This window comes from Streptomyces sp. NBC_01439 (assembly GCF_036227605.1).
Taxonomy (GTDB): Bacteria; Actinomycetota; Actinomycetes; order Streptomycetales; family Streptomycetaceae; genus Streptomyces.
In genome coordinates, this window is sequence record NZ_CP109487.1 from 616,453 (window position 1) to 634,335 (window position 17,883).

Annotated in this window: 17 protein-coding genes; 12 read left to right on the top strand and 5 right to left on the bottom strand. The window is 71.0% G+C overall.

All coding sequences use genetic code 11. The features are described 5' to 3' along the window. Window positions 1–40: 40 nt before the first annotated feature. From OG207_RS02950 to OG207_RS02980, 7 genes are all read left to right on the top strand, one after another. Window positions 41–1,255 carry an acyl-CoA dehydrogenase family protein gene (locus OG207_RS02950; protein WP_329095583.1) on the top strand — a complete coding sequence of 405 codons (1,215 nt, stop codon included), beginning with the start codon at window positions 41–43 and terminating at the stop codon, window positions 1,253–1,255. Window positions 1,256–1,276: 21 nt separating this feature from the next. Further along, window positions 1,277–2,491: an acyl-CoA dehydrogenase family protein gene (locus OG207_RS02955; RefSeq protein WP_329095585.1), complete on the top strand. Its 1,215-nt coding sequence runs from the start codon at window positions 1,277–1,279 to the stop codon at window positions 2,489–2,491. 41 nt (window positions 2,492–2,532) lie between these two features. Next, complete coding sequence (gene tsrT / locus OG207_RS02960) at window positions 2,533–4,257, top strand: tryptophan 2-C-methyltransferase (protein ID WP_329095587.1); 1,725 nt, start codon at window positions 2,533–2,535, stop codon at window positions 4,255–4,257. Between the two features lie 195 nt (window positions 4,258–4,452). After that, window positions 4,453–5,220, top strand: a complete 768-nt coding sequence (locus OG207_RS02965) for a response regulator transcription factor (protein ID WP_329095589.1) — start codon at window positions 4,453–4,455, stop codon at window positions 5,218–5,220. A 164-nt stretch (window positions 5,221–5,384) separates the two neighbouring features. Beyond that, on the top strand, window positions 5,385–5,789 hold the full coding sequence (locus OG207_RS02970; RefSeq protein ID WP_329107407.1) for a cupin domain-containing protein: 405 nt from the start codon (window positions 5,385–5,387) through the stop codon (window positions 5,787–5,789). Continuing rightward, entirely contained in the window at window positions 5,786–6,109 is a 324-nt protein-coding gene (locus tag OG207_RS02975; protein ID WP_329095591.1) for a hypothetical protein, read from the top strand. Before OG207_RS02970 ends, OG207_RS02975 begins: the two co-directional genes overlap by 4 nt. Further along, entirely contained in the window at window positions 6,106–7,497 is a 1,392-nt protein-coding gene (locus tag OG207_RS02980; protein WP_329095593.1) for an FAD-binding oxidoreductase, read from the top strand. The genes OG207_RS02975 and OG207_RS02980 overlap by 4 nt, the downstream gene beginning before the upstream one ends. A gap of 46 nt (window positions 7,498–7,543) precedes the next feature. Here OG207_RS02980 and OG207_RS02985 read toward each other — a convergent pair whose 3' ends face one another. Further along, window positions 7,544–8,104: a hypothetical protein gene (locus OG207_RS02985; RefSeq protein ID WP_329095595.1), complete on the bottom strand. Its 561-nt coding sequence runs from the start codon at window positions 8,102–8,104 to the stop codon at window positions 7,544–7,546. Between the two features lie 82 nt (window positions 8,105–8,186). Here OG207_RS02985 and OG207_RS02990 point away from each other — a divergent pair, with 82 nt between their 5' ends. From OG207_RS02990 to OG207_RS03005, 4 genes are all read left to right on the top strand, one after another. Further along, window positions 8,187–8,783 carry a phosphohydrolase gene (locus tag OG207_RS02990; protein ID WP_329095596.1) on the top strand — a complete coding sequence of 199 codons (597 nt, stop codon included), beginning with the start codon at window positions 8,187–8,189 and terminating at the stop codon, window positions 8,781–8,783. Window positions 8,784–9,470: 687 nt separating this feature from the next. Further along, entirely contained in the window at window positions 9,471–10,295 is an 825-nt protein-coding gene (locus tag OG207_RS02995) for a hypothetical protein (protein ID WP_329095597.1), read from the top strand. Then, complete coding sequence (locus tag OG207_RS03000) at window positions 10,292–11,017, top strand: class F sortase (protein ID WP_329095599.1); 726 nt, start codon at window positions 10,292–10,294, stop codon at window positions 11,015–11,017. The genes OG207_RS02995 and OG207_RS03000 overlap by 4 nt, the downstream gene beginning before the upstream one ends. Before the next feature lie 309 nt (window positions 11,018–11,326). Beyond that, complete coding sequence (locus tag OG207_RS03005; protein WP_329095601.1) at window positions 11,327–11,644, top strand: hypothetical protein; 318 nt, start codon at window positions 11,327–11,329, stop codon at window positions 11,642–11,644. Between the two features lie 92 nt (window positions 11,645–11,736). On the opposite strand, the gene OG207_RS03010 is transcribed toward OG207_RS03005, so the two are convergent. From OG207_RS03010 to OG207_RS03020, 3 genes are all read right to left on the bottom strand, one after another. Next, window positions 11,737–12,198, bottom strand: a complete 462-nt coding sequence (locus tag OG207_RS03010) for a DUF7144 family membrane protein (protein ID WP_329095603.1) — start codon at window positions 12,196–12,198, stop codon at window positions 11,737–11,739. Window positions 12,199–12,357: 159 nt separating this feature from the next. Beyond that, complete coding sequence (locus OG207_RS03015; RefSeq protein WP_328787159.1) at window positions 12,358–12,555, bottom strand: hypothetical protein; 198 nt, start codon at window positions 12,553–12,555, stop codon at window positions 12,358–12,360. Window positions 12,556–12,721: 166 nt separating this feature from the next. Further along, on the bottom strand, window positions 12,722–15,388 hold the full coding sequence (locus OG207_RS03020; protein WP_329107408.1) for a LuxR C-terminal-related transcriptional regulator: 2,667 nt from the start codon (window positions 15,386–15,388) through the stop codon (window positions 12,722–12,724). 189 nt (window positions 15,389–15,577) lie between these two features. Between OG207_RS03020 and OG207_RS03025 the strand changes: the two genes are divergently transcribed. Further along, window positions 15,578–16,297 carry a ZIP family metal transporter gene (locus OG207_RS03025; RefSeq protein WP_329095605.1) on the top strand — a complete coding sequence of 240 codons (720 nt, stop codon included), beginning with the start codon at window positions 15,578–15,580 and terminating at the stop codon, window positions 16,295–16,297. A gap of 21 nt (window positions 16,298–16,318) precedes the next feature. On the opposite strand, the gene OG207_RS03030 is transcribed toward OG207_RS03025, so the two are convergent. Further along, window positions 16,319–17,815 (bottom strand): S1 RNA-binding domain-containing protein, encoded by a 1,497-nt coding sequence (locus OG207_RS03030; protein WP_329095608.1) that lies wholly within the window; start codon window positions 17,813–17,815, stop codon window positions 16,319–16,321. Window positions 17,816–17,883: the final 68 nt, after the last annotated feature.

Sequence of the window (17,883 nt, forward strand, 5' to 3'; positions counted from 1 at the left end):
CGTGGCGGACCGCAGCACGCCATCACCCGAGGGGGAACGCATGAGCACGACCCGGAACCCGGGCACCGAAGCACCCACGACCGCCGAAGAGATCCTCGCGCGGGCCAAGGCACTGGCCCCGCGGCTGCGGGAACGGTCGGCGGAGATCGAACAGGCCCGGCAGCTCCCAGCGGACGTGGTGGACCTGCTGCGCGACACCGGAGTGTTCCGGATGTGCTTCGGCCCCGAGTGGGGCGGACCCGAGCTGACGTCGATGCAGCAGGCCGAAGTGGTGGAGACGTTGGCCTACGGGGACGCCTCGGCCGGCTGGTGCGCGGCGATCGGCGCGATGACCGGGGCGATCAGCAACTTCTTGGATCCGGCCGTGGTCAAGGAGGTGTTCCCGAGCCTCGACATGATCACCGCCGGGCTGATCGCGCCGGCCGGGCACGCCGAGCGCGTGCCCGGCGGCTTCCGGCTCTCCGGCCGGTGGTCGTTCGGCAGCGGGATCACCCATTGCGACTGGGTGACCTCGGGTGCGTTCATCTACCAGGACGGCAAGCCGTGGGCGAGCCCGGACGGCAGCAACGCGCACGCGTCGCGCCAGTTCCTTGTGCCGGCGCACGAGGTGGGGGTCGTCGGGAACTGGGACACCACCGGCCTGTGCGGCAGCGGGAGCAGTGACTACACGATCACCGACGTGTTCGTGCCCGAGGAGCACACCTACACCTTCTACAAGGTGCGGGGCCGCACGGACACCCCGATCGCCCAGCCGGACTCCTTCATGCGCAGCCTGTGCGCGGTCCCGCTCGGGGTGGCCAGGGCCGCCCTGGACCACGCGCGGGAAACCGCGCTCACCCGGGTGGACAAGATGACCAACACGCCGTGGGCGGACACCTTCCGCGTACAGGTGACCCTCGCCGAGTGCGAGGCGGAGTTCAACGCCGCCCGCAGCGGGGTCTACAGCAGCTCGCAGCGGCACTGGGACGTACTGGCCGGTGGCGGCACGTTGGACGATCTGACCGCCACCGAGCGGGCCGCGTCCTCGCTGGCCTGGGTGCACGCCTTCCGCACCTCGCGGGCGATCGTGAACCGGCTCTACGACCTACTGCAGGCCTGGTCGATCAACCGGTCCTCGCCGATGGACCGCTGGATGCGCGACACCGCGACCATGTGCCAGCACGTCGCCGCCTCGGATCTGATCCTCGAATCAGGCGGCGCCTACCTGCTGGGCCGGCCGCCCAAGTTCCGGATGAGCCTCGGCATCGTCAAGTAGGGCCAAGTGAAGGGCGATCACATGAGCATGACCCGGAACCCGAGGGTCCAGGTGCCCGCCGCCACCGCGGCGGAGCTCCTCGCCCGTGCGAAGGAGCTGGCTCCACTGCTGCGGGAGCGGTCGGCGGAGATCGAGGAGGCGCGGCGGCTGCCGGCGGACGTGGTGGACCTACTGCGCGGCGCCGGGGTGTTCCGGATGGCCTTCGGCCGTGAGCTGGGCGGCCTGGCGCTGACCACGATGGAGCAGACCGAGGTCGTCGAGACCCTTGCGCACGGGGACGCCTCCGCGGCCTGGTGCGCGGTGATGGGCGCGAGCAGCGGGATCTTCAGCGCCTTCCTCGACGAGAGGGTGGCCAAGGAGGTCTTCCCGACCCCGGACACGATCATGGCCGGGCTGCTGCAGCCGACGGGGCACGCCGAGCGGGTGCCCGGCGGTTTCCGGCTCTCCGGCCGGTGGTCGTTCGGCAGCGGGATCACCCATTGCGACTGGGTGACCTCGGGTGCGTTCGTCTACGCGGACGGCAAGCCGTACGCGAGCCCCGACGGCAGCAATCCGCACGAGTCGAGGCAGTTCCTGGTGCCCCGGGCGCAGGTGGAGGTCATCGACAACTGGCACACCATGGGCATGCGCGGCACCGGCAGTTGCGACTACACGATGGCCGATGTCTTCGTGCCCGAGGAACACACGTACAGCTTCGGCAAGGTGCGCGGCCGGCCCGGCCCGCTCGCCCAGCCGGACGCCTTCACGCGCAGTATGTGCGGCGTTGCGCTGGGGGTGGCCAGGGCCGCCCTGGACCACGCCCGGGAGATCGCCCGGACCCGGGTCGACCGGATGACCGGGGTGGCGTGGAAGGACCACTTCCGGGCGCAGGTCACGCTCGCCGAGTGCGAGGCGGACCTCCTCGCCACTCGGAGCGGGGTCTACGGGAGCCAGCGGCGCCAGTGGGCGGTGTTGGCCGCCGGGGGCACGCTGGACGACCTCACCCCCGAGGAGCGCGCCGCGTCGCCGATCGCCTGGGTGCACGCCTTCCGCACCTCGCGGTCGATCGTCAGCCGGCTCTGCGACCTGCTGCAGACCTGGTCGATCCACCAGTCGTCGCCGATGGACCGCTGGATGCGCGACACCACCACCATGTGCCAGCACGCCACCGCCCAGGACCGCATCCTCCAGTCGGCCGGCGCCTATCTGCTGGGCGGGAAGCCCGAGTTCGGGATCTGCCTCGGCATCGTCAGATGACGCGAATCGCCTGCGTGCAGGCCAGGGGGGGAGAAAGTCCGATGGGCCGAGGCCTGGTGCTTTTGGTCAATCCCAACAAGGTGCACCCACCGATCGCTCCCTATGCGCTCGATGTGCTCACGACCTCGTTGGAAGCCGCCGACTTCGAGGTCGAGGTGGTCGACCTCACGTTCCACCGGGAGGACTGGAAGACCTGCCTCTCCGACTACTTCGGGACGCGCAGCCCGGTCCTCGTCGGTGTCACCATCCGCAATACCGACACCGTCTACGCCTTCGAACAGCGCCCTTTCGTCGGCGAACACAAGGAGATCATCACCGAGATCAGACGGCTGACGGACGCGCCGATCGTCGGCGGCGGCATCGGCTTCTCCTCCATGCCCTTCGCGCTGGTCGACTACTTCGGCATCGATTTCGGCGTCAAGGGGCCGGGTGAGCAGATCATCTGCGACCTCGCCGACGCGCTGCTCACCGGGCGCGGCACGGACACGGTCAGCGGGCTCATCCGCAACACCCCGGAAGGGGTGACCAGGGTGCCGCCGCCGGCACTCGCCCCGTCGGCCCGCCGTACGGTGGCGGCGCCGCTGCCCGCCGGGCAGTTCGAGGACCGGACCTGGCAGGTGGACCGCTCCGGAATGTACGTCCGCCGCTCCGGCGCGCCGCACAAGGTGGACAACCTGTTGTACTACCAGCGCGGCGGGTTGGCCGGCATCCTCACCAAGAACGGCTGCACCTACCGCTGTTCGCACTGCGTGGAGCCGGACGCCAAGGGCATCCGGACGGGCCGGCGCGATGTCGCGGCCGTGGTCGACGAGATGCAGTCCCTGGCTGAGCAGGGGATCCTCGACCAACACACCACCGACAGCGAGTTCAACCTGGCGATATCCCACGCCAAGAACCTGTTGCGGGAGATCGTCCGGCGCAAGCACGCCGATCCCGGCAACCCGCTGAACGACTTGCGGCTGTGGGTCTACTGCCAGCCCTCGCCGTTCGACGAGGAGTTCGCCGGGCTGCTCGCCGCCGCGGGCTGTCGCGGGGTGAACGTCGGCTCGGACCACGTGCGCGCCGAGATGCTGAACGGCTGGAAGATCACGCAGAAGGGCACCACGTACTACACCTTCGCCGATACCGAGCGCCTGGTCCGGCTCTGCCACGCCAACGGCATGCTGACCATGGTCGAGGCGCTCTTCGGGATGCCGGGCGAGACACCCCGGAGCATGCGCGAATGCGTAGACGCGTTCATGGCGCTGGACGCCACCGTGACCGGCTTCTCGCTGGGGTTGCGGCTCTTCCCCCACACGCCGCTGGGCATCGCGATGGCCGAGCGGTGCGACGGTGTCCGGACGGTAGCGGGACTGCAGTCCAACACGGCGACCGGGCCGATCGTGCTGAAACCCCTGTCCAAGTGCTCCGGGCCGGTGGAGTACGAGCGGCAATTCATGTTCGACGAATCGGGCAACTTCCGTCTGGTCTGCTACTTTTCCCCGGATCTGCTGGAGGGGACCGAAACGGTCACCGATCCCTCCGGGCGCTGGAGCCGGTCCGTGGATCTCCTGTGGGAGCTCGTCGATCCGTCGGACTACCACCGGGTGATGCTGCCGACGCTGGCAGGCTCCAGTGAGCACGACAACAACTACGCGGACAATCCGTTCCTGACGAGTCTGGGAGGGCTCGGATACACCGGCGCATTCTGGGCGCACTGGCGTGATCGGGAAGCGATCCTGCGCCGCGCGCAGGACGTCGGAGCGGTTGGACCGGCGGGTACGTGAGTTTGCCGGATTTCAATTGTCGATGCATGTGCGAAGGCCGTGAAATAGGGCGCGAATAGTGATGCCTTCGTCGACATAACTATCACGTTTCTTCTCGCACTCCTCACCGTTGCGGTGGGCCGGACCTCTGGACCATTCTGGGATCCGGCCGATCAGCATGGACCGTGTTTCACCGTCGAGTGGGGGAAGGTACGAATGAACCAGAAAACCGACACCATGAGATTACTCTGGCCACTCGCGCCACATAATGATCCACGAAGAGACGGGGTGGTCCTTCGGCCCGACGAAGACCTCCCGGCCACCCACCGGGCCCCCGCCTCGGTCACCGTCGTCCTCGCCGACACCCAGCCCGCAATTCGTCACGGTGTCCGTTCCGTTCTCGAACGGTCCGAGGGAATTTCGGTCGTCGGAGAGGCCGCCACGGCGGACGAGGTGATCGAGGAAATGTGCCGCTGGAGACCCGTTGTGCTCGTGCTCGACCCGCTGATGGACGGATCCTCCGGAACGCAGGTCATCCCTGAGGTCCTGAGGTCCTGGCCCGACACGGGCATCCTGGTCTTCAGTGCCGTGGACGACGACCGGGCCATCACCTCGGCACTCCAGGCGGGTGCCCGCGGCTACCTGTTCAAGCGGGCCGACGCGGACCAGATCCTGCGCGGGATCCAGGCCGTGGCGGCCGGCGAGGCGATCATCGACAAATCGATCGCCGGACGACTCGGCGCCCTCATGCGCGCCACCTCCGGTCAGCAGTATTACTACCCGTTCCCGCAATTGACCAACCGGGAAAGGGACGTTCTGGAACGCATCGCCGCGGGCAAATCGAATACCATCATCGCCCGTGAACTCGTGCTCGCCTCGAAGACCGTCAGCAACCGCGTTTCCGTGATATTCGGCAAGCTCGGCGTGGCGGATCGCTCGCAGGCCATCGTGCTGGCCCGGGACGCCGGTCTCGGACACGGCTGATCCGCCGGTCCGTGATCCCCCGCACCACCGATTCCCTCCCGACCAGGGAACAATTCCCCTGTCGAAAGGGAGCAGTCGGCTTCTAGCCTGAACGACGTCGCGCGCCGCCGGAAAATGAGGACGTCGATCGGAGTGGGACGTTGACCGACCAGGAAAAACCCGATGTGATCATCCGCAGAAGAGAGCCGGATAACCTGACCCGGGCTCACGGACTGGATCTCGGACTCCTCCATCCGTGGCCCGGGTTGGAAACTCCATTTCGTGGAGCCTGGTGCGTCCTGCGCCCCGGTGACGTGACGGATGCGCACGCCCATCACGAACGCGAGCTGTTCATCGTCATGGCCGGCCGGGCCGCGGTCGTCTGCGAGGAGCGGCGGCACGAGCTCGCCGCCGGGGACCTCGCGGTGATGAGGGCCGGAGCGGAGCACCACATCGTCAACGAGCACGACGAGGACTTCGCCTACTACGCGATCTGGTGGGGCCCGGACATGTCCGCCGACTTCCTCGCCGTACAACCGGAGTCCGAACCGGAGTCCGAACCGGTGCCCGAGCCGGGGTCCGCCCCGTGATCAACTACGACGGGCGCACGTTCCGCAAGCCGAAGGGTGACAGCCGGACCGTCGCCGTCTACCACCAGCAGGGCGACCTGGTGTGGGGCGAGGTCGTCGGCGGCGAGGTGCGGCGCGGGTGGACGGTGGGCACCTGCGAGCCCGATGGAACCCTCTCCATGGGCTACACCCTCGTCTTCGCGACCGGCGAGGTCGTCTGCGGACACACGGTCAACACGCCCGAGGTGGCCGAGGACGGCCGCCTGCGTCTGCGCGAGGTGTGGGAGCGCTACGGCCCGCACGCCGCCACCGGAACCTCCTACATCGAGGAGGTCCGGTGAGCGCGAACGCGGCGCACGGCCCGTCCGAGTCCGCCTGGCGGCGACTGGAGCGGAGCGTGACGGGCCGCGTGCTGCGCCCCGGCGCAGCCGGCTTCCGCTCCTCGAGCACCCCCTTCAACCGGCGGTACGCGAGGACCGCGCCGAGCGGCGTCCTGTCCGCCGCGAACATCACCGACGTACGGCGCGCCCTCTCGTGGGCGCGCGAGAACGGCATCGGCCTCGTCGCGCGCAGCGGCGGGCACAGCTACGCGGGATACTCGGCCGCCTCCGGCCTGGTGCTCGACCTCGGCGCGCTGAACGGCGTGACCGCCGACGGCTCCACCGGGTGGGTCACGGCCGCCGGCGGTGCCCTGATGTCCGACGTCCGCGCCGCGATCCAGCCGCACGAGATGGCGTTCGCGCTGGGCAACGGGGCGTCCGTCGGCATCGCCGGCCTGACCCTCGGCGGGGGCTCCTCCGCCACCTCGCGCACGCTCGGCCTCACGGCGGACGCACTCGTACGCACCACGCTGATGACCGCCGACGGCGAACTCCTCACCTGCGACGCCCAGGAGAACCCCGACCTGTACTGGGCCTGCCGCGGTGGCGGCGGCGGCAACTTCGGCATCAACCTGTCCTTCACCTTCCGGGCGAGCCCGGTGTCCGACGTCTCCACGTGCGTGCTGCTGTGGGACGGGGCGGACGCGCCCCAGGTCTTCACGGTGATGCAGGAGATCGCACGGAGGGCACCGGACGCGTTCTCCCTCAGGCTGGGCGTCAGCGCCGCCGACGGAGCCGGGGCCACGGTGTCGGCCGTCGCCCTGCACCTCGGCCCGGCGAGCGAGCTGCGCGAACTCCTCGCCCCTGCCTTGAAGTCGACCCGCCCGGTCCGACAGGACATCGCGGACCGCACCTTCTGGGAGGCCCAGGACCACCTGCTCCACGAGACCTCGGCCGGCGCGTTCGCGGTACGGACGAACTTCACCGCCGAGCCGTTGCCCGCCCAGGCCCTGCGCACCGCCCTCTCCCTGCTCGAACGCCGGCCCGGCAGCGGCAATCCGGACGGCTGCGGCCTGGCCCTGTACACCTGGGGCGGCGCGATCAACCGGGTGGCCCCGGCCGACACCGCGTTCGTGCACCGGGACGCACTCAGCCTGGTCACCATGGACACCTCCTGGTCCGAGCAGGACCCTCCGGCCACCGCGGAGGCGAATCTCCGCTGGCTGACGGGGCTGCAGGAGGCGATGGCACCGTACGTGGGCGAAGGGGCGTACCAGAACTTCATCGACCCGGACCTACCGGACTGGCGCACGGCGTACTACGGCGCCAACTACCCGCGGCTCGTAGAGATCAAGAAGCGGGTGGACCCGGACGGCTTCTTCGCCTTCGGGCAGGCCGTCGGGACCTGAGACGGGCCGGCCGGCACCCGGGCCCGGCGCCCGGGCGCCCTCGCCGTCAGGATCGATCGCCGGTGCGCCGGCGCCCGAGGAGCCGGCCCTGTTCCTGCTTCAGTCCGGCGAACCCTCGCCGTGCGTACGCGGCTATCTCCTCGCTGGGGAAGGGCACCACGGACTGGTGCTCGCCGTAACTCCCCTGCTCCCACCGGGCGACCGTGATCTCGTAGCCGGAGACGTGGGCGCAGAGCTGGAGCAGGATCGGCGGCATCTCCGCTTCGCCGAGGAGGTCGGCGTGCTTGATGACGAGGTCGCGCATCCGCTGGATGTTCGGAAGGAAGACGGTCTTGACCCACAGCCGCCACTCGGCGAGTTCCTCCTCGGTGGGCGGCAGTTCATGGACGAAGGGCGATCGGCCGTCGGAACGGGCGTGGCGCTCCATGAACGCGCCGAAGATGCGGCTGTTGGCCTCCGTGAGGGCGAACAGCGGTCCGTAGAGCTCGCTGAGTTGGCGGTTGACGCGCGAGAGGCGCTCTTGTCGCTGGGCCAGGCGCAGGCCGTTGAGATAGGTGACGGTGTAGCCGACGAACGCCAAGGCGATGGTGACGACCCATGTGATCATGAGTGGAGAGGGTAGTAAGAGCCGCCCGCCGGCGCCCGGTGGGAAGCGCGGGGCCCGGGATCCGGGTCGGTAGTCTGCGCCGATGCCCCTCTCGGATCCCTTGTCCCAGGCCCTGTACGCTCCCGCCGATCCGCCGCTCCGGCCGCTACCGTCGCCGGTGGTGGACCTGCTCCGGTCCCTCGGTGCACCGCCGCGGCTGGCCGCCCATCTGCGCGCCGTCCACGACGTGGCGGTCGAGCTGGTCGAATGGACGGAGCGTCGCCATCCGCGGATCGCCCTTGACCGCGCGGCCGTTCTCTTCGGGGCGGCGACCCACGACATCGGCAAGACCGTGCACACGACAGAGCTGTCCGGGCCCGGCTCCGTGCACGAAGAGGCGGGCCGCGTCCTGCTGTTGGCCCACGGGTTCGGCCCGGACCTCGCCCGCTACGCGGGAACCCACGCCTCGTGGACGGCTCCCGGTACGACGCTGGAGGACCTGCTGGTGAGCACGGCCGACAAGGTCTGGAAGAACAAGCGCGTCCAGGAACTCGAAGACCTCGTGATCACGCGCCTGGCGCAGGCGACGGGCGGTCAGCACTGGGAGGAGTACCTCGCGTTCGACGACCTGCTCACGCGCATCGGCGAGGGGGCCGACGGCCGCCTCGCCTTCCAGGCGTCCTTCCCGGTGCACGCGTAGCCCTGACGGCATTTCTTAGCATCAGAGGTCAACTATTCGTCCGGTCGCCGCCAGGAGGACTACAAAGGTCGAGACCGAACCGGACCGGACCGGCGACGGGGATCACCTCCCCCGGCGACGACCGGAATGACATCTAAGGCGGTGCATGCGCGTGTGTAGATGCGGCAGAATCGAATGGATAGCGGTCAGATTACTTCAAGGGAGACCGAGTTCCGACCCCTCCACCTGACGCACTCGGCCCCGCCGCGGACTGTGCCGATAGGCGGGCGCAATACCGACCCGGGCGCAGGGAGGAGGGACTCCCCAACCTCCTCCCTGCGTTTGCGCTGTGCGTTTCGTTCAACGAATTCTCCACTCCCCGACGGAAGCTCCACTGCGGCCTGAGACACATGGCTGACGTGCACCGTCAGGGATCCCACCTTGGGCCGCGTCCTGGGCGACGCGATGATCCGGTTGCCATGCGAGCACGTTCCGACGTGCACCGCGCACGGAATTGCGCCAGCTCCGGAAGGCCTCTGCAAGCTGCCTCTCTTTCGCAGCCGAAGAAAGTCACCTGAAATTTTTCATATGGGCACCCATCCGCAGGCGTTGGGGCACCGAAGGAGAAGCGAGAGCCTCTCCAGGGCCTCGTGTAATCCCGTACGATCTGCGATTCCCGTCCTGGGGATCCACGGAACAGGAGCGAATGTGATAGTCAAGCGCGCCGGTCGCCACGTGGTTCTCGCCGCCATACCCGCCGCCGTGGCCCTGACCCTCGGCCTTTCTGGACCAGCTCTCGCCGAGGGCGGAAAGGCGTACCAGATCGACCTGGCGCAGCTGAACAACTCGGGCTCGAGCGGTACGGTCATGCTGACCCTCAAGGGCAACCAACTCACCGTGCAGATCGAGTCCAAGGGGATGGTTCCCGGACAGCCGTCGGCCCAGCACCTGCACGGCTCGACGAAGGGGCACGACTTCCACTGCCCGGACGCGACCGACGACACCGACCGCGACGGGGTCCTCAGCAACACCGAGGCCACGCACGACTACGGCGACATCAACATCTCGCTCACCACGGGCGGGGACACCAAGCCCACCAGCGGCCTTGACGTGCTGCGCATGCCGGTCGCCGATGCACAGGGCACGATCCGCTACAAGCGAACGATCGAAGTCGGCCAGGACGTGGTCACCCACATCAAGGACCTGCACGTCGTGCAGCACGGCATCGACCGCAACAAGAACAAGAAGTACGACTTCGAGGGGGCCGGCAAGAGCGAGCTCGATCCGAAGCTGCCCCAGGAGGCCACGGCTCCGACCAACTGCGGAGAGGTCAAGGGCGCGGCCGTGGGGTCGATCCCCGTCGGCGGCATCGAGACCGGTGGCGGTGCCGAAGAGCACACCGCCGTACCGGTGACGGTGCGCGACGGCGTGGCGATGACCGTACTCGCGGTGGTGGCGGGTGCGGTCATCATCGGGCGGAAGCGGTCCGGTGTCGGACCCGTCCGCCAGGAGACCACCGGGGGTGGCGCGTGAAGTCGGCACCCGCGCGGCTCCGCCGCCGAACCGTAGGCCCGCTGGCGGCCGCCGTCCTCGCCGGGCTCCTCCTCTCGGGGTGCGGCGGCGGTGGCGCGGACGCTGCGAAGCCCGCCGTCCCGGCGGGGCAGGACGCCCAGGGCGGAGTGCCGGCCCCCGCCGATGCCCCGCCCGCGGGGCAGGCTCCCGCCGCGGGATCCAAGGATGGCGCGAGCCCCGGCACGGACGCGGGATCGGGTTCGGGTTCGGGCCAGGCCAAGCAGGCACTGGCGCGGTCGGCTCCCCAGAAGATCACGATCCCCTCCCTCAACGTGACCAGCACCCTGGAGACCCTGCAGCAGAACCCCGACGGCACCATGCAGACCCCGAAGGACCCCGCGCTCGCGGGCTGGTACGAGCCGGGGCCGACCCCCGGCTCCCAAGGGCCGGCGGTGATCGCCGGGCACGTCACGTGGAACGGCGCATCCGCGGTATTCGAGAAGCTGAAGACGATGAAGGGCGGTGACACCATCAAGGTGACCCGACAGGACGGCAAGACGGTCACGTTCACGGTGGACAAGGTCGCGGAGTACCCGAAGGCCGAGTTCCCGACGCTGGAGGTCTACAAGAACGTCGACCACGCGGGCCTGCGTCTGGTCACCTGCGGCGGCAACTTCGACCCCAAGAAGCACTATTACGACAGCAATGTGGTGGTGTACGCCCGCATGACGGGCGCCGCCTAGCCAGGACGAGGGGCCGGGAACACGCCCGTCGGCCGCAGCGCCCCACTGCGGCTGACGGGCCCGACCCCGTCCGGCCGGATGAGTATCCCTACTCATGGCGTGAGCATGACGATATAGCCACGATGGAGCTCCGGAACGGATCTTCATCGAGGGGACGACGGGCAAACGCAGCATCTCGCAGTACACGGAACGGCAACTCGCTGCCTCCAAGGTGCCGTTGCTGCCCCCGAGCTGCGCGGCTACCGGAAGTACTTCCCCGAAGCCAACGCATACGGCGGCACGTTCGGCTATCTCCTGCTGCCCAAGCCGGTGGAGACCAGCGCCGCCGACCGGGAGGAGCTCGGTGTCCGGGTGACCGTCGCCCCGCAGGTCGCCGGTTTCGCACCCCCGGACGCGTGCGAGGTCTACAGCGGTGTCACACAGATGAACTTGGGCCCGTGCGAACAGGTGGCCCCCGACACCTGGCGCTCCTCCCGGTCCGGGGGCATCAGCTACGTCGCGCGACACGAAGGCGCCGTCGTCCTGCTCGATGGCGGTGGACCGACCGTTTCCGACGGGGACCTGGGGACCATGGCCGACTCCCTCACCGTACGCAAGCCCGCCTTCTTCCTCGGCCCGAACGGCTGAGGACCGGCCCGTGGACCGGCTCGACGCGGCGGCACCCGATCCGTCGCCGGATCGGGTGCCGCACGTGCCGCACGTGGCGGGCGTGGCGGGCGTCAGTCGGTGGCGTGCGTCCAGCTCGTGCACAGCGCCCAGATGATGAACACGTCGATCGCGATGATGATGATCGACCACCAGGGCTGGTACGGCAGCCACATGAAGTTGAGGATCACGCTGATGCCGGCCAGCGCGATACCGGCGCCCCGGGCCAGGTTCGACCCGGCGAACAGGCCCACTCCGGTGAGGACGACGATGATCCCGACGATGAGGTGGATCCAGCCCCACGCCGTCAAGTCGAACTCGAAGACGTATCTGCCGATGCGCGCGTAGACGTCGTCGTTGGCGATGGCCGCGATGCCCTGGAAGATCGCGAGGCAGCCCGTCACCAGGAGGAGGACCGCGGCGAACATCGTGCCCACGTTCCCCGCGCCCTGGCCGTCGCCGCTCGAGAACGACGGTGCGTTGCCCGGCGCGGGGCCGGTGTTCCAGTTTCCCCCGGTCGGTGTCGGCTGGCCCATGGAATTCACCTCACAGTTGGCGGTGCAGCGCAGGACCGTCCTGCTCCGGCTCGTCGGTCACAGGCTCCGGTGCCCACATCGCAGTGTCGTCCGGCGGTCCGGTTCCCGTGATCACCCGAAGCGGGTGGTATTGCCCCGGGCCCGCCCTGCGGCTCCCGCTCAGGCGGGGAGCCGGCGCATTTCGAGCACGCGCAGGCCCAGGGACTGGAAGCGGGTGAGAAGCCCGTACAGGTGGGCCTCGTCCGCCACGCTGCCGAACAGGAGCGTCTGCTCCGGTACGGGGGTCCGGTCGAGCTCGGGGAAGCTCGCGGCGAGCGTGTCCGGTACGACCCCCGAGATGCGGAATTCGTAGCGCATGAGAGCACTCACTCCTCTCGGAACGAAGGCATCGGAGCCCGGGCCGGTGCGAGGGCCCGGGCTGCTCCCGGCCTCCCACGCCATCGTCGGCCCCCGCCCCGCGCTCGGCATCGCCCGGTGCGGGCGAGGGGCGCGTCCCCCGCGTCCCCCGCGTCCCGCTCGCGGCTCAGAGCATCCCGAGGTCCTGCGCCCGGTGGACGGCCTCGCTGCGCCGGGTGACGCAGAGCTTGCGGTAGATGCTCTTCAGGTGGGTCTTGACCGTGTTGGCCGATACGTACAGCTCGGCCGCGATCTCCTCGGTGGACAGCAGTTCCGCGGCCTTGCGCAGCACCTCGGTCTCCCGCGCGCTCAGCGGTTCCACCACCACCGGCTGCCCGTCGGCCTGCGGCGCGCGCGCCCTACGGGCCGGGGCGCGCGGGGTCAGCCAGCCGTGCGACCGCGCCAGTCGCGGGTCCCGGCTCAGGGTCCGGCGCACCCATGGACCGCTCTCGCTGAACATCCGGCGCAGTTCCTCGGGGCGGGCGAGCGCCAGTGCCTCCCCGAGGTGCCGGTGCGCCTCCTGGAAGTCGCCGGCCGCCGCGGCGATCTGCGCGCGGAGCAGGCACGCGCGCGCCCGTACCGGGGTGGCGACGCCGTCGTCTCCCGGTACGCCCGCCAGCTCCCCCGCCGCGCACGCGGCGCGGCCGGCGGCCACCAGGGCCCGGGCCCTGGCCACCGCGTGCTCCGGCCGGGAGTCGTCCGGGGCCGCCACCGCGTCGAGGACCCGTAGGGCCCCGGCGGCGTCGCCGCGTGCCAGGTGTACGGCCGACTCGGCCACGGCCAGCTCGTCCACGGCCCGGGCGGGCAGTTCCTCCGCGTAGACCGCGCGCAGGGCGGCGAGCGCGGCGTCCCCGTCGCCCTCGGCCGCCAGGATCCGGGCCCCGATGACGGCGGCCCGGGCGGCGGTCGCGGGGTCCGGGCGCGGCCCGGGCTCCGCGGTCGCCAGGTCGAGGTGGCGGCGGGCGGCGGGCAGGTCGTCCTGCTCGACCGCCACGCCCGCCAGGACGAGGTGGACGGCCGCGGCCCGGCGCTCGGGCGGAAGGGCGGAGCGCTCGGCGACGGCGAGCGAGGCGCGGGCGTGGGCGGCCGCCTGCCGCAACCGGCCGCGCAGCAGTTCGGTCAGGGCCAGTGAGCCGAGGGCGCCGCAGTGCGGGGACTCCGTGCCCGGCTGCCCGCACGCTGCGACGGCGGCCGTGAGGGCGGCTTCGGCCCGGTCCAGGTGACCCGCGCCCAGCTCGACGGCGCCGAGGTGCGCCAGCAGCAGGGCGCGGAGCTCCGGTCGCTCGGCGACCAGGTGCGGCGGCAACTCCCGCAGCAGCCGGTCGGCATCGGCGGCGGCCCGTTCGGTGGCCGTCACGTCGTCGGCCGGCCGTCCGGCGAGTACGCCGAGGAAGGCACGGCCGAACCGCGCCGCCGGACCGCAGGAGTCCGTGAGGGAGCCGTCCGTAGGGGATGCGTCCGACAGGACGGCGTCCGCCCGGCGCAGGGCGGCCCGGCATCCGGGCAGGTCCTGTTCGGCCAACCGGCAGGCCGCGCCGACCAGTGCGGGCGCCGCTCCGGTCGTCCCGGTGGGCATCGCGGCGAAGGCCCGGCCCAGTTGATCGGCTTCCAGGCCCGTGAGCAGGCGGCCGATCGCCAGGTGGTCGACCAGCTGCGCCGCGGCGAACTGCCAGTCCCCGGCGGCGGCGCCCTGGAGCACCGCCTCCGTGAGCCGCCCGGTCCGGGCGAGCCAGCGCGCCGCCCGCCCGTGCAGCAGGGGTTCCAGCCCGGGGCAGCGCTGCCGCAGGTGCGCGCGCAGGACCTCGGCGAACAGGGGGTGCAGCCGGTACCAGGCGGAGGCGTCGATCTGCTCCAGGAACGCGTTGTCGCGGGCCAGTCCCGCCAGGGTCCGTGCACCGTCGTCCCGGCCGGTCAGCGCGTCCGCGAGGTCGGGGTGGACGCGATCCGTGACGCAGACGCGCAGCAGCAGGTCCTGGGTGGGCGGCGGCTGGGCGTCGAGCACCTCGGTGAGGAGGTAGTCGGCGATCGTGGTGCGGTCGGCCGCGAACTGGCGCAGGAACGCCTCCGGGTCGGCGCTGCGCTGCATCGCCAGGGCGCACAGGCGTACGCCGGCCGCCCATCCCTCGGTCCGCTCCATCAGCAGGCGGATTCCGGCAGGTGAGACGTCCAGCCGGTGTTCGCCCAGCAGCGCCTCGGCGTCCGCGTCGGTAAACCTGAGGTCGGCGTGCCGGATCTCGGTGATCTCGCCGGCCGCCCGGTAGCGGTGCAGGGGCAGCAGGGAGTCCGAGCGGCTGGTGAGCACGATGCGCAGGCCGCCGGCCGCGTGCCGGAGTACGAAGTCCAGCCCCTCGCTCGTCGCGGGCGGCTGGGCGGTGTCGAACTGGTCGAGGACGAGGACCGAGGGCTGCGGCGATGCGGCCAGCCCGTCCGCCAGGCGCACCAGGAACGAGCGGGTCACCCCTTCGGCGCGGGTCGGCCTGCCCACCGCGGCCGGCAGGGCCACCCCGCCGCGGTGGAGGGCTTCCAGGACGTACGCCCAGAAGGCACCGGGTGCGTCGTCGGGTTCGACGGTGAGCCACATGGGGGGACGCGGCGCACGTCCGTCGGCCGCCCAGTGGGCGGTGAGCACCGTCTTGCCCGATCCGGCCGGACCGTTGATGAGGGTGAGCGGCCCCTGTGCACCGGCCGTCAGCCGCCCCAGCAGCTCGGGCCGGTGGACCAGCAGTTTCGGTACGGCCGGAGGCGCGAACCTGGCCGTGAGCATGGGGTCGCCGGTCGGGGCGCGGTGGTCCATGGAGGTCACCGGGGTTCCCGCGGGGATACGGACTGTGATCGGCCCACGCTCACCACTGAACCGGTCATCGGTGGTGATCACCAGTTGGTCACCTGCTCCGGGGGATGTCCGGGGGCTCCGCGGCCGGCAGCATGGGCTCCGGTCGCCTTCGCCGCGCGGGACGGTCGGGACGGCCGCCCAGGAGGTCCGATGAACGCTCTCGCGGCGGCCGGATGGGGCGCGCTCGCGGCGTTCTCCCTGGTCATCGGCGCCTGGCTGGCGCTGCGCTACCGTCCGTCGCCGAGGGTGACCGGACTGGTCCTGGGTTTCGGCGCAGGTGCGCTGATCGCGGCCGTGGCGTACGAGCTGGTGCCCAGGGAGCGCTTCGAGAGCGCGTGGGACTTCCTGGCCGTCGGCGTCGGCGCCCTGAGCTTCTTCCTCCTCGACGGGGCCCTCGCGCAGAAGGCCACGGCGCAGCGTTCGGGCGGGAGCGCGCACAACGCGAACCGTTCCATCGTGCTCGGTGCCCTGCTCGACGGGGTACCCGAGTCGCTGGTGCTGGGGATGGGCCTGGCCGCCGGCGGCTCGATCAGCGTCCCGTTCCTGGCGGCGGTCTTCCTGTCGAACCTCCCCGAGGGCCTCGGCGCCACGGCGGGCCTGCGGGAGGAGGGCCGCCAGCCGGGTGTGGTGTACCGGATCTGGTGGGGCATCACCGCGATCTCGGGCGCGTGCGCGGCGCTGGGGTACGGGCTGGTGGGGTTCGTGCCCGGCACCGAGGGCCGACTGGTGCAAGCGTTCGCGGCCGGGGCGGTCCTGACGATGCTCGCGAACTCGATGATGCCGGAGGCCTTCGAGCTGGGCGGCAGGCTCGCGGGCCTGTCGACGGTGCTGGGCTTCGCGGCCGCCGGTGCGCTCTCCCTCCTGGAGTGAACACCGCCGGCGACCGCTCGCTCAGGCCTCCCGGGCCGGGGAAAGGCTGATCCGGCGCCGCTGCAGGTCCACGCCGAGCAGGGCGACGCGTAGGTCCTCCCCCACCTCGAAGGTCCTGCCGGCGAGCTCGGTCTCGTGGACCAGGCCCTCGATACCCGGTGCGACGCGCACGAACACACCGAACGGAATGATCTTGGTGACGGTGCCGGGGAAGGTGTCGCCGGCCCGGAGGGCTTCGGCGAAGGCGCGCCAGGGGTCCGGCTGCAGTGCCTTGACGGACAGGCTCGCGCGCTCCCACTCGAGGTCGACGTGGAGGACCTCGGCGCGGATCCGCCGGCCGATCGGGGCCACCTCGTCCACGTCCTCGAAGTACTCCCAGGACATTTCGGGGACGCGCAGGAAGCCCATGGGCCACCCCCGCTCGTGTTCCAGGTTCCGCTCCAGGTCCAAGTGCACGTGCACGCCGACGTCGTCCAGGCCGCTCGCGACGGTGCCGGACACCACGTCGCCGGTCCGCAGCGAACCGAGCAGGGTCCGCCGCTCGTCGGCCGGGGTGCGGTTGGTGCGCCAGCGCGCCCGTACGACTCCATCGGCGTCCGGCAGTACCCCGGCGAGCAGGGGGCGGCGATCGACCGGCGCCAGCGGGACCAGCCCGGCCCGACTCCCCGGACCGCTCCCGATCACCGGGAAGGCGATCTCGGCGTGGCCCATCCACGGTTCGGCGATGCGCGCCCACGGGGTCCCGTCGGCCCCCTGCTGGACCAGGAGTTCGAGCCGTTCCGCGCGGAGGACGGCGGCGCGGACCGCCTCGATGTCGTCGGTCAGGTCCGGCCAGACCGCCAGCCGGGCACGCGGGGTCAGCAGCGCCCGTATCCGGGTGATCTCGGCGGCCGTGGTCGGCCGGTGCCATCGCTGGTCGCCGCCGACGTACCGTTCCTCGACCAGTACCCCGCCGTGCTCGGCGACCAGGCTGTGGACCGCCGTCCAGAAGGCCCCGTCCGCGGGCGGCTGGGGGGCGATCTCGTCGAGGGCGGGGTCGTACGGGGAGCGTTCGACCGGTTCGACGGTCAGCCCCGATCGGCGGGCGTGCGCAGCGGCCTCCGCGTACGACGTCGCACCCCCGACGTAGAGGTCGTGCCGTTCCCCGACGTGGAGGAAGAACCCTTCCTCGGCGCGCAGTCGGCACCAGGGGCCCTCGCGCAGCAGCACGGCCCGCAGCAGTTCCAGGCCGGTGTCGAGCGGAACGCGCGCGCCGTCGTGGAAACCGGACGGTGGGAGCGGGCCGGACGAGCCGGGCCGGTCGGAGGGCAACAGCCCCGCCAGCTCCGGGGCGCTCGGCGCCGAACGGGATCGGAAGGAGAAGAACCCCCGCGCCATCGGATTATCGATCGTCAGCCGGTCGGCGCCGGCTTCCAGAGCGAAGCGGCGTGCGGCGGCGACGAAGGTCTCGGCCAGCTGCTCCCGGAGGGCGAAGGGGACGGCCGCGGCGGGGGTGAGCCGGTAGGTGAAGGGCGGCATCTCAGCGCCCCCGGCGGCTCGAAGTTGCCCTGAGGGCCGGTCGCGGACGGACAGAAAGTTGGATCATG

Bases quoted from the DNA above. Each gene is read 5' to 3' on its own strand.
- OG207_RS02950 (WP_329095583.1), top strand. From the start codon at position 41: ATGAGCACGACCCGGAACCCGGGCACCGAAGCACCCACGACCGCCGAA.
- OG207_RS02955 (WP_329095585.1), top strand. From the start codon at position 1,277: ATGAGCATGACCCGGAACCCGAGGGTCCAGGTGCCCGCCGCCACCGCG.
- tsrT (WP_329095587.1), top strand. From the start codon at position 2,533: ATGGGCCGAGGCCTGGTGCTTTTGGTCAATCCCAACAAGGTGCACCCA.
- OG207_RS02965 (WP_329095589.1), top strand. From the start codon at position 4,453: ATGAACCAGAAAACCGACACCATGAGATTACTCTGGCCACTCGCGCCA.
- OG207_RS02985 (WP_329095595.1), bottom strand. From the start codon at position 8,104: ATGATCACATGGGTCGTCACCATCGCCTTGGCGTTCGTCGGCTACACC.
- OG207_RS02990 (WP_329095596.1), top strand. From the start codon at position 8,187: ATGCCCCTCTCGGATCCCTTGTCCCAGGCCCTGTACGCTCCCGCCGAT.
- OG207_RS03010 (WP_329095603.1), bottom strand. From the start codon at position 12,198: ATGGGCCAGCCGACACCGACCGGGGGAAACTGGAACACCGGCCCCGCG.
- OG207_RS03015 (WP_328787159.1), bottom strand. From the start codon at position 12,555: ATGCGCTACGAATTCCGCATCTCGGGGGTCGTACCGGACACGCTCGCC.
- OG207_RS03020 (WP_329107408.1), bottom strand. From the start codon at position 15,388: ATGGACCACCGCGCCCCGACCGGCGACCCCATGCTCACGGCCAGGTTC.
- OG207_RS03025 (WP_329095605.1), top strand. From the start codon at position 15,578: ATGAACGCTCTCGCGGCGGCCGGATGGGGCGCGCTCGCGGCGTTCTCC.
- OG207_RS03030 (WP_329095608.1), bottom strand. From the start codon at position 17,815: ATGCCGCCCTTCACCTACCGGCTCACCCCCGCCGCGGCCGTCCCCTTC.